Annotated in this window: 9 protein-coding genes and 1 pseudogene; 7 read left to right on the forward strand and 3 right to left on the reverse strand. The window is 47.2% G+C overall.

Annotation, left to right across the window (positions count from 1 at the left end; all coding sequences use genetic code 11):
• Positions 1-11 precede the first annotated feature (11 nt).
• Complete coding sequence (locus tag DMN77_RS03495; RefSeq protein WP_068780989.1) at positions 12-206, forward strand: helix-turn-helix transcriptional regulator; 195 nt, start codon at positions 12-14, stop codon at positions 204-206.
• 518 nt (positions 207-724) lie between these two features.
• The gene (locus DMN77_RS03500; RefSeq protein ID WP_179013533.1) at positions 725-2,155 is read left to right on the forward strand and encodes an erythromycin esterase family protein; all 1,431 of its coding nucleotides are present in this window, start codon (positions 725-727) and stop codon (positions 2,153-2,155) included.
• A gap of 71 nt (positions 2,156-2,226) precedes the next feature.
• Here the strand turns inward: DMN77_RS03500 and DMN77_RS03505 are convergent, their stop codons facing one another.
• Positions 2,227-3,093, reverse strand: coding sequence for an AraC family transcriptional regulator (locus tag DMN77_RS03505; protein ID WP_179013535.1), 867 nt, complete (start codon positions 3,091-3,093; stop codon positions 2,227-2,229).
• Between the two features lie 402 nt (positions 3,094-3,495).
• Here DMN77_RS03505 and DMN77_RS03510 point away from each other — a divergent pair, with 402 nt between their 5' ends.
• From DMN77_RS03510 to DMN77_RS03525, 4 genes and pseudogenes are all read left to right on the forward strand, one after another.
• Entirely contained in the window at positions 3,496-8,787 is a 5,292-nt protein-coding gene (locus DMN77_RS03510) for a glycosyl hydrolase family 8 (RefSeq protein WP_256872217.1), read from the forward strand.
• Between the two features lie 543 nt (positions 8,788-9,330).
• Positions 9,331-9,447 (forward strand): annotated as a pseudogene (locus DMN77_RS03515) (winged helix-turn-helix domain-containing protein); the annotation flags it as partial.
• Positions 9,437-9,961: a HAMP domain-containing protein gene (locus DMN77_RS03520; protein ID WP_179013536.1), complete on the forward strand. Its 525-nt coding sequence runs from the start codon at positions 9,437-9,439 to the stop codon at positions 9,959-9,961. The pseudogene DMN77_RS03515 and the gene DMN77_RS03520, both read left to right, overlap by 11 nt.
• Positions 9,962-10,008: 47 nt before the next feature.
• Positions 10,009-10,512, forward strand: a complete 504-nt coding sequence (locus tag DMN77_RS03525) for a sensor histidine kinase (protein WP_179013538.1) — start codon at positions 10,009-10,011, stop codon at positions 10,510-10,512.
• A gap of 239 nt (positions 10,513-10,751) precedes the next feature.
• Here the strand turns inward: DMN77_RS03525 and DMN77_RS03530 are convergent, their stop codons facing one another.
• Both DMN77_RS03530 and DMN77_RS03535 read right to left on the reverse strand, forming a co-directional pair.
• Positions 10,752-11,561 (reverse strand): CAP domain-containing protein, encoded by an 810-nt coding sequence (locus tag DMN77_RS03530; protein WP_179013540.1) that lies wholly within the window; start codon positions 11,559-11,561, stop codon positions 10,752-10,754.
• 210 nt (positions 11,562-11,771) lie between these two features.
• Positions 11,772-12,470, reverse strand: a complete 699-nt coding sequence (locus DMN77_RS03535; RefSeq protein ID WP_179013541.1) for a DUF6199 family natural product biosynthesis protein — start codon at positions 12,468-12,470, stop codon at positions 11,772-11,774.
• A gap of 284 nt (positions 12,471-12,754) precedes the next feature.
• On the opposite strand from DMN77_RS03535, the gene DMN77_RS03540 reads away from it, so the two are divergent.
• A complete protein-coding gene (locus DMN77_RS03540; protein WP_179013543.1) occupies positions 12,755-14,548 on the forward strand; it encodes a flavocytochrome c in 1,794 nt (597 codons plus the stop codon).
• Positions 14,549-14,602: the final 54 nt, after the last annotated feature.

Raw genomic sequence — 14,602 nt, forward strand, 5'->3', positions numbered from 1 at the left:
GGACCGACATCATGAAAAATTTGAAAATGAAAATGGCGCGAGTGGAGAAGGATCTGTCCCAGGATGAACTAGCGCAGATTGTTGGTGTATCGAGACAGACGATAGGGTTGATTGAGCTTGGTAAATATAATCCTTCGTTAAGCCTTTGTGTTTCGATATGCAAAGCGTTGGGGCGCACGCTGGATGATCTCTTTTGGGAAGGTTAGAGTTTAACCGGATGGGGAGTATCGGGACCTTCTATGCACGTTAGTTTATCTTAAAAAATTTCGCAATTGAGGGATTACGATCATCACTGGCATAATGGCCGGCTAGCGTAAAACGTGTGACTGGTGAATGGCAGTATGAAAATAACAAGCGTAACAAAAGAAGAGAATCGTGCGCTGAGAGGGACATATTGGGTTGGAGAAATAAATTGGTATAGAGAAGCACATTGGTATAGAGAAGTACATTGGGATAGAGAGACACATTGGTTTTGAGAAACACACAAAGAAAACACAATCGTATAGAGAAACACAATCGTATAGAGAGACACATCGCTTTGGAGAAACACACTGGTATAGAGAAGCACATTGGGTTGGAGAAACATATTGGTTTGGAGAAACACATAGAGAAAACACACTGGTATATAGAAATAAATTCGTATAAAGACACACATTGGTTGGAGAAACAGAGGGCGGGGACTAGTCAACAGGGTAACTTCAATAATCTTAAGGGGATAATTCATATGATGCAAATGAGTAAACGTAAGGTAGCTGGAGTTGTAGCAGCGGCTGTATTAGGCGCACAATTATGGGCAAGTGCGGTTCCGGTGTATGCCCAAGAGGTGAACTCGCTAAGCGAGACACCGACACACCAGGTTGCCCGGACCACCCAGGAGACGCTGGCTGATTGGGAGGCGTGGACCAGGGATCATGCTTATCGCCTGGAGACGATCAAGCCGGTGGAAGGAAAGATCGAGCCGGGAAGCTTCAAGGATCTTGACATGCTGAAGCCGCTTCTGCACGATAAGCGCATCGTATTTCTGGGCGAGAGCTCCCATGGCGTTGCCGAGTTTAACCAGGCCAAGACGAGGCTGATTCAATATCTTCATGAAGAGATGGGCTATAATGTGCTGGCCTTCGAGAGCGGACTAAGCAATTCTTCGATTGCTTATGGCAATGCAGCCAGTCAGAGCGCAGAACAGACGATGAAGGATTCGATCTTTGGCGTGTGGTGGAGCAAGGAGATTCTCCCCTTGTTTAACTATCTAAAAGATACACAGACAAGTGAAAATCCGCTTATGCTGACAGGCTTTGATATTCAGATGCAATTTCCGCTCATGAATGGCAAGTGGCTTCAGGATGCGAAGCAGGCTGAACGATTGAAGCAGGCGGAGGAGAAGCTCGCCGCCTATGCGGGAGGAACCGACCTGGAAGGCTATCAGAAAGATAAAAACCACTTGATGGGTATCTACAACGAGACTCTTCGCACACTTAAAGCGAAAGGGAGCGAAGAGCACATCAAAGCGTTGTATCCGTCTAATCCTGCGCTCATAAAACAGCTGGAGCGGAGCCTTCAGGATCGAATTCGAGCAGCTGATGAATATGTAGAGCTATCTATAAAATCGAATCGCGGTTATGAAGAGGAGGACTATGCTGTTTATGCCGAATATCTGCTGAAGTCGATGGAATGGCGGGATCAAGCGATGCAGGATAACCTGATCTGGCTTGCGACCGAAGTATATCCGAACGAGAAGTTCATCGTGTGGGGGCATAACGATCATATTCAGAAGGCGCATAGTGAAGTGATGGGAACCTATTATCCAGTCAAGCAAATGGGAGAGCTCCTGCCTGAAGAGTGGAAGAAATACAGCTATGTGCTTGGTTTGTACCCGGTGAGCGGAAAGACGGCCGATAATACAGGTGCGATCCACGATGTTCTCCCATTGGAAGAAGGCTCTATTGAATCGATCGTCTCCAAAGCCAGCCAATCTCCTTATACCTTTATTGATCTTAAGTATCGCAATAATGAGCGCGGCAATTCATGGATGTTCGAACCAAGGTATACCTACAGCTGGGGGATGATTCCGGAGAGTCTTGTGACCAGAGATCAATATGACGGCCTGCTGTTGATTGATAATGTGCATCCGCCACAATATATACGTAACCACAAATAGTCTGATCCAGCTGCAAGGCTGGTAAAACACATAGTAGATCGTTCACCTTAATAGGGGGGCGGTCTATTTTCTTAGCTTAATTTACTTTGGTTCATCTTCCGATACTTTAGCGGCGGAATACCTACAATGGACTTGAAGATGCGACCGAAATGGGTTTGGCTTTCGAAGCCGACAAGCCCGGAGATTTCCGAGACGGTGAGTTTGCTGTTTTTCAGCAGGGTGCAGGCTTCCTTCATCCGGACATTGTTGACGTATTCAATAAAGGTGAAACCGGTGGATTCTTTAAAGATGCGACTTAAATGGGACAGACTCAAGTAGAACTTTTTTGAAATATCCTCTAATGTCAGACGCTGATTATAGTTTTCATGGATATGGTTGATAATTTGTGAGATTTGCCGATAGGTGCGGTTGGACTCGATAAAATAATCGTTTTGCCCGTTAACGCATTTTCGCTGAATGAAGATTAGCAGTTCCATCAGCCTCAGCCTCACGTAAAGCTCTGCTGAAGCGGACGAATTCGCGGGGTTGCTTGCGTTCGTATTTTCACGGATCAATTTATCAAATAGCTCCTCTACAAAATTTTGCTCATGGCCCCGCAGCTTGATCGCATTCGAATCCGAACGGAAGCAGCCAAACAAGTCAAGGTTTTCCGCTTCCGGCAGCAAAGATTGAAGAGCTTCTTTCTTGAACAATAAAGTGACCCTTTCATACTCGGCCCCGTTGGAATTGATTAATCGATGCACCTCATTCATATCGATCAATAGCAGGACCCCGCCGACCACCTGATAGGTCCGGTCCCCGATGAAATAATACAGCTCACCGGAAATAATATATAAAATTTCATAAGCATCATGATAATGATGGGAAGGGATGCTGGATTGAGTCTTTTTTTCACGGCTGATATAAAAGAGTTCTGATTCGTAAAAGTTTATTTCCACTTTCAATCCCTCCTTATGTCCAAAAGGCAGAATGCGCTTACATTGATCATAGCATGTCATGGTCCGGTTGGAATCACCTTTACACAATTTTACTGGCCAATCATCTCAAGCTTACATTCATGGTGGATAATAAGAGATCGCAAACGGTTGATGATTTTAGCAGGAAACGTTGAAAACCGGGGTTTTTGAGAAAATACGTTGAGAATATTTGTGAGCGCTTACGTTATAGTAAACTCAAGATCCGGCGAATCAACGTTAGCCGGCTTGCGAATATCTGATGAAGGGGGGAGGCAGGCCATAGAGAGGGCGCGTTTTCCTGTAGTCGCCTAATCAGCAGAATCCTTTTTTGTCTCAAAAATTAAAGCGCTTTAATTTTCAGGAAAGTGAGGTAATGAATGGCTAATGAAGAACCTAGTGAAGCCAAAATGGCGACGGCACCCATCTCTGTTACTAATTTTTATGCTGCTGTTCCAGCTGGCAGGAGTCGTATCTGCTGACGGGCCGCCGGTAGACCATGCAAAGGGTGTTGCACCAGAATATCTAGCGAACAAGATGGAGGAGTGGATAGGGGAAGATGCCGCAGCTCCAATACTGGAATCCATACAAAATGCGACGACTGATGCTGTATATGTTGCCCAGTCTCTTGACCAGGAGGTTATCGCGCAGTGGGTCTTTCAGAATGGCGGGGACAACGGCACGTTTGTTGCTACAGGCGGTCAGTATCAATCGGCATCGATACTGACCAATGTTGGCGGTGTATTCGAGAACTATAGCGGCAGCAAGCAGGAAATCAGCTACCAGGGCTGGGATCAGGGCAACGGCAAGAAGTACTGGTTGGTGACGATGTCTACGGCCGGATTTGAAAATATCGCCATATCCTCAGAACAGAATTCATCCGGTTCCGGACCTAATGATTTCAAGCTGCAGATGAGTACGGATCAAGCAACCTGGACAGATGTGAAGAACGGCATCATTCAGATGAATACAAGCTCCAGCTATAACTGCCCGCAAGATACATGCAAGCTGAAGAATCTTCCGCTTGATGGCGCGGACGATAAAGAATTGCTGTACATCCGCTGGGTTGTCAATTCTAACACACCGACGAATACGGTGGATAATCCGTCAGGCATCGGTGGCGGAGGCTCTAGTAGAATCCGCAATATTTACGTAACTGGCGATCCGATCGCAGGAAAGACCCCGGTCATCCCTACAATGGATCTCTCACAGCTTCCTAAGCATGGCGCAGAGAAAGTTGCAGTGGATGCGCCGTTAACTGTCAAGTTTAATAAGAATATTTCGATTAGTAAGCCGTCCGTAAGCATAATCGACGGGAATGGTCATGAAATTGAAGCGACCGCGGCAGTGAGCGGCGGCCATACGCTGCGCATTAATCACCCGGAATTTATGTATGGGGCTACATATACCGTGTCCATTCCGAGACAAGCGATCATGGCCGAAGATGGAGTCCCACTTGTCCGAGATATATCCTGGAGCTTTACGACACAGGATTCTCCGCTTATTCCAAAGCTGATTAACATGACCTTTAATGCGAAGCCGAAGACGGGAATCGCTTTTGCATGGTACACAGATATCATGACAGCTACGAAAGTACAGGTTGTTGAGGCTTCCAGAATGACGGGGGGAGCATTTCCGGAGCAAGAAGCGATGGAGTTTACAGGCACCGGGGAAGAGATCGGGACCTTTATGTCCAAGGCAGATCGCTCGACCGGGTATAAAGCGAAATTCATCAGCCACAAAGCAGCAGCGAACAACTTGAAGCCTGGCACCCGGTATCGCTTCCGTGTTGGCAACGGCCAGGAATGGAGCAAGGTGGGGTCCTTCACGACCGATACAGCGCAGCATCAGCCTTACCGCTTCATTGTCGGATCGGATTCACAGGCTTCCAGCAAGGAAGATTTCGAGCCATGGGCCGATACGTTCAAGAAGGCCCGCGACTATATCGGGGATCCGAAGTTCCTGATCAATGCGGGGGATTTGGTCGATAACGGAGACCTGGAGGAACAATGGCAGTGGATGCTAGGCGTAGCCCAGGATGAACTGCTGAATGTGCCGTTCGTCCCGGTTCTTGGTGGTCATGAGATTCAGGACTATGACGGGGATGAGACGACACCTAACAATAACTTCTACAATCATTTCAATCTGCCGCGGAAGGTGGTCGCAGCGACGCATGACGGTTCTGTCTATGCTTTTGAATACGGGGACGCGCTCTATATGGTCTATAACTCGCAGTTTGACGGCAAGCTGAATGAGGATGGAACCGTGAATTGGGACGACGACCAGCATGAGCAGTTCTGGAACCAGGTTGACTGGATGAGAAATACGGTTGCCAAGTCGGATAAGAAGTGGAAGTTCGTTACTTTCCATAAGTCCCCTTATGCGGCTGGCGATAATTCAGCTCAATGGGAAGGCGAGCGCATTGAATTTTATAAGAAAAATCTGATCCCGGTTTTTGATGAACTGGGCATCGATATGGTATTCGAAGCACATGATCACATGTACATGCGGTCATTCCAAATGTACGGCGATCAGATTATCGATCCGACCAGCCTGGATAAGGACGGGGAAGGCAATGTCATCAACCCGCAGGGTACGGTCTATCTTATGTCGAATGCTTTCGGGAATAAGTTCTACTATAAAAATTATCAGTACGAGTTAGATGAAAATTGGGAACCGCAGCTCATTTATGATGAGAACGGGGATCCGATCTGGTATGATGATTATTTTGCCGCGGTCGATGAACAGCCGGAGAAGAAAATGTTCACGGATGTCTCGATCTCCGATCAGGTAATGAAGTTTACAGCTTATACGGCTGCGGTGGAGGATGAAGGGAAAGCCGAAGCCGTCGGAAACGGCTTAATCGATTACGACCATTACGGGATCAAGCGGACAGATAGCAAACCGAACCCGGTGGAAGCAGCCAAAGTCACCTTGAAGGGGAGCAAAGCGGTGCTTACCTGGACGGTGCCTAAGAACAGCAAGGAACCCGTAAGAGGTTTCAGAATCTACGAGAAGAACGATAAAATCAAGACATATTGGAGCAAATATATAACGGTTAAAGACGGACAGACGGAATACAGTTACACTGTAGAGGGCATTAATCCGGAGAAAAACTATGATTTTATGATCAAATCCGTGGGCAGAAGGGATAATTCTGCTCCCGTTGAGATCAGCACGTTAGGAGGGCCAGTCAACCAGGAGCCGCCGTCCGAACCAGGCAATCTGAAAGGCACAGGAGCATCGGCGTTCCAGATTAATCTGACCTGGGAGGCATCTCCAGGCACAGTCAGCCCGTCCGGATACCATATCTATCGTGATGGGTCGCTTGCAGGAACAACGGAGGCGACATCCTATAATGATATCGGTCTCAAGCCGGATACGTCTTATCGTTATGTTGTCAAAGCTTTCAATGCCGAAGGCATTGAATCGCTGGGCAGCAATGAGATCGTGGTGAAGACAAAGCAGGCGCCAGCAGGGGAAGGGCCGCACAAAGCCTTCCCGCAGCACACAAGTTATGTACAAGGCTCGATCAAGCCGAATCATGTGACACAATCGCAGATGGATCAGACGGTAGGACGTTTGTATGATGAATGGAAGGCTAAATATTTGAAAAAGCATCCTTATCTCCAAAAAACAGATCCAGCCCAATATTATGTATGGTACGCCGATGGGGATTGGTTTGAAGAGGAGTATGATGAGGAGCTTGGTGTGGACTATATGGCCACCACAGTATCGGAAGCGCATGGTTACGGGATGCTGATCACGGCTCTAATGGGCGGGCATGATCCGGATGCGAAGCAGTACTTCGACGGCTTGTTCCGCTACTTCAAGGCGCATCCAAGCGAAATAAACCCGAATCTGATGGCCTGGAAGCAAGGCGATACAGGGACGGCGATCGTTGATGTCGATGGCGTCGATTCGGCAACGGATGGCGATATGGATATCGCTTATGCGCTATTGCTGGCTGACAGCCAATGGGGCAGCTCAGGAGAGATCAATTACTTGGCAGAGGCCAAAAGAATGATCAACGCCATTATGGACAACGAAGTGAACCAAAGCGATTGGATGCTCAGAATTGCGGATTGGGCCACGAGTGGGAAGTGGGCGGCCGCTACACGTCCTTCTGATTTTATGCTGCAGCATATGAAGGATTATCGCAATGTAACGGGCGATAGCAAATGGGATCGGGTCGTAGACACGACATATGGAATGATTCATGAATTGTACTCCGGCTATAGTCCAAATGCCGGCTTGCTTCCTGATTTCGTATTGAAATCCGGCGGCAAGTTCGTTCCTGCAGAGCCGAACTTCCTCGAATCGGATTATGATGGAGATTATAGCTATAATTCTTCACGGACGCCATGGCGGTTTGGCACCGATTATCTTGTAACGGGGGATGTGCGGGCGAAGGATCAACTGAGCACGCTTAACCGCTGGATTCGTGGGATGACGAACGGCGATCCTGATCAGATCCTGGCCGGTTACAAACTGGATGGTTCCCAGGCCCTTGAGGAATATGGGGATATCACCTTCTCGGCTCCGCTTATGGTTAGTGCGATGATCGATTCCTCCAACCAGGAATGGCTGAATAAGCTGTGGGATCATAATGCGGCGGTACGGACCGAAGATGACGTCTATTTCGGCAATAATTTGCGCTTGCTTAGCATGATTGTGGTCTCCGGCAATTGGTGGACACCGACCATCGTTGATACCGAGGCACCTGCGGAGCCGACGATCGATAGAGCGGAGGCCGTGTCCGGTACGGCGGTGGACTTAAAATGGACACCGTCCGGGGATAATTTGGGCGTAGCCGGTTACAAAGTATACCGCAATGATCAGTTCATAAGCACGACGACAAAGACAGAATATCGAGATACAGGCCTTTCTGCGGGTACAACCTACAAGTACTTTGTCGTTGCATTTGATGCCGCGGGCAATCTGTCAAAGATGAGCAATATCAGATATGTTACGACGCTGCAATCTCCGGGCGGCGGAAGTCCTGGTGACAGCACAGGAGGAAGCAGCGACGGCGGCGCGAACTCTCCACCGAAGACAACAGACCCGGGGGCAGGCACGGATCTAACGTCAGAACCGGATAAGCAGCCTGAGACCTCGACACCGGCGAAGAAGAGCTTCCGCGATGTAGGGGAGAAATATGCGTGGGCGAAAAACGCGATTGAAGAACTTGCTGGCGCAGGCATCATAAAAGGAAAGACGGAGTCTACCTTTGAGCCGGGTAAACGTATTTCGCGGGCAGATTTTATAGTCCTGTTAGTTCGCGCACTTGGTCTGAAGGCCGACTTCGACGCTAACTTTGCGGATGTTGCTTCAGGCGCCTATTATTCCGAGGCGCTGGGAATTGCCAAGCAGCTCGGCATCGCTGTGGGAATCGGCGGCAATAAGTTCGAGCCAATGGCGCAGATATCCAGGCAGGAGATGATGGTGCTGACGGCAAGAGCGCTCAAGCTGGCCGGTAAAATGAACGAAGCCGGCAGCGATGTTGATCTGGGTAAATTTACGGATAGCTCCAAGCTCGCTGAGTACGCAGTAGAGAGCGTGGCTTCTTTGGCCAAAGCAGGTATTATTCTGGGTGACGGCCGGGCGATTCATCCGGCACAGTCAGCAACCCGAGCAGAGGTTGCCGTGATGATACATCGGTTCTATACAAGACCGTAATCGCTTATATGAACAGAACCCGAGGTTTCGACCTTCGGGTTCTTTCTGCTTCTGTACGTTTTCCTTACATTAGCGATCGCCTTACCTTACCGGATCTTCAGAATTAATTCAGATTTTTCGCAGCTTGATCTGAAGAAGTTTTCGTTATGATGATGAAAATGGTGAGGGGGAGACGATCAATGACTATAACTGTTAGTGAATTCATTCAAGAAAGAGCTATGTTTTTCTATAAATATCTACGATCACCTGCACAGATTGGCAGCGTGACACCCAGCTCCAAATTTCTGGCCCGAGCGATGGTTCAATCGATATGCTGGGATAAAGTCAACAGTGTAGCCGAACCTGGCGCAGGAACAGGTGCGATTACAAAGTATATTCAAGCGGCGGCTAATGCGGATACCCGGGTGCTGCTATTTGAGAAGGACCCAGCTTTATACAGGGAACTGAGATTTCAATATGCACAATACGGATGTTACAGGGATGCCTGCCGCCTCCAATACATCATGGCTCAGGAGCAGTTGGAAGGAGCAGCACGCATACTACTCCCAGAATACAGTGATGGTCCATATTCGCAACCTTCGCGAGAAGATCGAAGCCAACCCGAGAAATCCTCAATATATTAAAACGGTATGGGGAGTGGGGTATCGCATTGACAAATAAATTTTGGGTAGCCCTCAGTGGCAAGAAGAGTATTCGTACCCAATTGATTTGGGCGATTTTTCTGAGCTTTCTGGTTACAACCCTTGTGATTTCCCTATTTCGGAATACCGTAACAAGCCTGATATTATTTATAGCTATATTTATCGTTTGTTTTATTATCCTTACTCGTCCTATCGTTAGATCGATCTGGCAAGTGGCGAACGGATTGATGGTCATTGCACGCGGGGATTTGAGTTACAGGCTTCCCGTGTCGAGACAGGATGAATTAAGGATCGTCTCCCAGAACGTAAATCATATGGCCCAGCAATTACAGGAGCAGGTTGAGCGTGAACGACAGCTGGAGATTTCAGGGATGGATCTTATTACAAGTGTATCACATGATTTGAGAACTCCGCTGACCAGCATTATCGGATATCTCGATCTGCTCAAGAAGCAAGCCTTTCAGGATGAGCAGGAAGAGGCGCGCTATATTAACAATGCATTCAACAAAACCCGGCAGATCAAGCAGACCTGATCGATGATCTGTTTGAGTATACGCGTCTATCCCATGGCGATGTTCAGTTGAATCTCCAGGAGGTAGATTTTCATAACCTCATGGAGCAATTGGTCTCGGAATTTGAACCGGTTGCGAGGGAACAGGGAATTACTTTGCTTCAGGAGCTAAGCCCCGAGCCGGTCATCATAAGTATGGATGTCGAACAGATGGTCCGGGCGATAGATAATCTGCTCATGAATGCAACGAAGTTCTCATTGCTGCCCGGCGAAGTGAAGATCGGCCTGATTACCGGTGAGAAATTTATCCAGCTATCGATCGAGAATCAAGGTCAACCGATTACTAAAGAGCAGGAAGAATTGCTCTTTCAACGGTTCTACAGGACGGAGCCTAAGCGGAGTGATATGTATATGCCTCCCGGATACGGATTAGGCTTATCCATCGCCCGAAATATTATCGAATTGCATGGCGGCCGGATTTGGCTGGATCATCAGCAAGGGGAATATCGATTCTGTATTGAAATGAAGAGGCCGATGCATGCAAACGCAGTACAGCAAGAGATTAGGCAATAATAAAAAATCCCAGGCACCTGCTTGGTACCTAGGATTTGTAGTTCTTCTGGATTTATGCGTGCAGCTTCTATACTCTAAATGATTCAAAAAGTCTGCATTTCAGCACTTTAGAGGATTGAATGAAGTTAGGGTCTGAGGAGCAGAACGTACATTATTGTAGGTGAGCACCGGAAGACCCAGCTTGAATTCAAGCTTCGATGTCGGATCCATTTCTTCATTCACTCGTGATCAAAATCGGACTAACCGATAAATTCTTGAACCCAGTAGCCGTTGTCATAAGCTACACCAATCTTGGTGAAGTTTGGACTCATAATATTTTGACGATGGCCTTCACTATTCATCCAGGCATTCATTACTTCAGCCGGGGTGCGTTGACCCTTTGCAATATTCTCGCCTGCGTAGCTATAGCTGACTCCAAATTGCTTCATCATATCGAATGGGGAGCCGTAGGTTGGCGATTGATGGTCAAAATAGTTGTTCTGACGCATATCCGCTGCCTTTGCTACAGCCACTTTAGTCAGATTATCCTGAACTGTTAGCGGCTTAAGGCCGGCTTTGCTGCGTTCCTGATTAACCAGATTCACCACTTGCTCTGCGAAGGAAGCATTATCCGTTTGGCCGGAAGTGCCATTGTTATTATCGCTTGGTGCTGTTGGTGTAGTCGGCTTTGTTGGTGTTGTAGGTGTAGTTGGTTTTGTTGGTGTTTCATTATTATTGTTATTGGATGAGTCCGATCCTGTCGACGGCTTTTGGTCCGGGTTGCTTGGTTTCTCGCTCGGAGTAGTTGGCTTTTGAATCTCCGGCAGGTTAGACAGATCAAGATTAGGGATCTGCGACAGCAGAGATTTCAAATCATCCAGATTGCCATTCCAGTTTAATTGCACTAATTTTTGCTGAACCTTTTGAACCTGCTGAGTTGGCTGATTGCAATTTATATTAGAAGCAGAGGCTGCTTCCGCTTTTCCTCCTTGTGGCAAGACTACTCCGGCTGCAATAACTGCTACCGCCATACTTCCTGTTAATAGAGTTTTCAGATTCTTATTGGTCATATTCTTAATTCCCTCCAAGTTATCGAATTGAGTTCGCGACGGAATTCAATAATGACATCCCGGTTACAATGTTGTAACTTTTCGCAATTTCATTCTAACATGTCCGGAAGGAGAATAGGGCAGGTAAGTTATGGATGGGAGATTCTCTCATTTACCTCATTGTTAATCCTAGACTTATAGGAAGTCCATAATCCCGGTACAGAATAATTCTCAGTACGCTTGTATCGCGACCCAGATGGCAAAGCCCATACAGAATATTCCGCCAGCTTTACACATGAAATAATAAAAATCACTAGGTTCAGGGTCTTTCACCCAAAGCCTTTGAGCTGAGAGGTTGAACATAATGTCCTGAAATTTCTTATATCCAAAAGAGCACCATCCATAAATAAGTATAGCTAATGCCAGAAACAAAAACCCCGGTGCCCCTGGAGTATTATGATATTCCGGGTAAGCGGCCGTTACAAGCATCGCAGGGGTAAATTCCTCTTCGCCTTCTTGAATGATTCTTTGGTTGTTCACATAAGCGAAGACCTCAAGCACTAAATCGCCATTTTCATCGAAACTCCATAAATTACCGGATTCATCTCTTACTTCGTAATTACGACCGTTTGGATATGCCACGTTATATGTTGTATTAGAACTGTATTTCGTTATGTAATACTCCATATGATTAATAATTACTGTGCGCCCATCATCTTCAATACGCACCTGAATCGGCGCAGCCGTTTTACTTTGATAAGCGACCAGGTTGTCATGCTCGCTCGCGAAATGGTACTTATTCAGGTTTATGGAGTAGACAGGCTCTGTGAAGTAAGGTCTGGACAATACAGCGACGATCACGGACAGGATGATGACACAGGTAAAGAAAATAACGGTGGGGGACAAGACTTTTCTGAATTTCGCCGCCATATCGATCTAGCTCTTCCTTTCGGTTTTATACAGTTAATACGCCAGAGCTTGAAATTGGTTTCGATGGCTGGGCATAGATTCATGACCTTAAAATGACCGGAATTATGACCATGACTCGACAGACAAAGAGGCTCTAATTTGTGAACAAAGTTTGTGAAAGTGATAACATTCACAAAATAATGTGGAATATTGTGCTATCCTTTGTTTCTGTAGTGCACAGTACTGTAAAGCTGCAAATAAAATCAACAACTAACAACATGGAAAGACAAGGGGAAAATCAGAAAATGATGAAGATGAAGAGGATTGGGAGCCTTATTCTTATCCTAAGCTTAGTCGTAATGCTGGCAGCATGCGGCAGCGGGAACAAGGGCAAGGAGGCCGGTAACGGAGCCGGCCAAAACGGCATCGTTACTTCGATCGGTGAAGGCGATGGCAAGCATGGCACGATTAAGGTAGAAGTTACATTTGAGAACAATGAAATCAAGAATATTAAGGTTCTTGAGCAGAAAGAAAACGAAGTTCTGGCTGAGCCTGTATTTAAGGAGCTCGGTGATACGATCATCGCCTCCAACAGTGCAGAGGTGGACGCGATAAGCGGTTCAACAGTGACGAGCACAGGTTATATCAATGCAGTTAAGGATGCGATTGCGAAGTCAGGATTAACGCTGCTTGCGAAGCAAGCGGCAGGCAAGACGGAAACTGATGAACCGACAGAACAAACTTACGATGTAGTAATTATCGGGGCTGGCGGCGCCGGATTCAGTGCAGCTCTGGAGGCCAAGCAGGCTGGTGCATCTGTAGTTCTGTTGGAGAAGATGCCAAGCGTAGGCGGCAACACATTGATCTCCGGTGGCGAGATGAATGCGGCCAATAACTGGGTACAGAAAAAAATGGGCATCAAAGACAGTGTGGATTTGTTCGCGCAGGATACGCTAAAAGGCGGCGATAATGTCGGTGATCCGGAAATGGTTCGCGTACTCGCAGAGAACGCAACAGCGGCCGCAGAATGGCTGAAGAATGATATCAAGGTTAATTTCCTTGAAGATAACCTGTTCCAATTTGGCGGTCACTCTGTGAAGCGTGCGCTTATCCCTGAAGGACATACCGGCGCTGAGTTGATTACCAAGCTGAAAACAAAGCTGGACGAAATGAAAATTGATCTGAAGACAAACACGAAGGCTGATAAATTGCTGACAGATGATCACGGCAAGGTAGTCGGCGTAGAAGCAACGGGAGCAAATGGAAATACGATCACTTTCCATGCAAACAAAGGTGTTGTTATTGCATCGGGCGGCTTTGGCTCCAATATTGAAATGAGAAAGCAGTACAATCCTGAATACGATGAGAAATATATGACTACAGATGCTCCAGGTTCGACTGGCGACGGACTCGTAATGGCGCAAGCCGTTGGCGCTGCCTTGACGAATATGGAGAGCATCCAGACTTATCCGGTATGCGACCCGGTGACAGGGGTTATTTCGCTCGTTGCAGACAGCCGTTTTGATGGAGCGATTCTCGTTAACCAGAGCGGCAAACGCTTTGTTGAAGAGCTGGAACGCCGCGACGTTATCTCCAAAGCGATTTTGGCTCAAGAAGGCAGCTATGCTTATCAATTGTGGAATCAGGAAATCGGAGACATCAGCAAGACGGTGGAAGTTCATAAGGACGAATATGATTCGCTTGTGAAGGAAGGCGTGCTGTACAAAGCGGATACGCTGAAAGAAGCTGCCGAATTCTTCAAAATCGATCCGAAGGCGCTGCAGGAAACGATCGATCGCGTCAATAAATTTGCGAAATCAGGCAATGATGAAGACTTCCATCATCGTCAAGGTTTGCATGATATGAGCAAAGGTCCTTACTACATCGAAAAAGCGGTACCTTCTGTTCACCATACCATGGGCGGACTTGTCATTAACAAGACCACGCAAGTTATGAACGAGAAGGGTGAGCCGATCCCTGGCCTGTTTGCTGCCGGTGAAGTAACGGGTGTCATTCATGGCACAAACCGTCTTGGCGGTAATGCGATTGCAGATGCTATTACATTCGGACGGATCGCCGGACAAGAAGTGGTTAAATAATATTTAATCGGGCCGAACCGTTTGAAGGGGCTGACCTGCTATTTGATATAGCGG

Origin of the sequence: Paenibacillus sp. 79R4, assembly GCF_013393165.1 — a bacterium.
In the GTDB taxonomy this organism is placed as follows: Bacteria; Bacillota; Bacilli; order Paenibacillales; family Paenibacillaceae; genus Fontibacillus.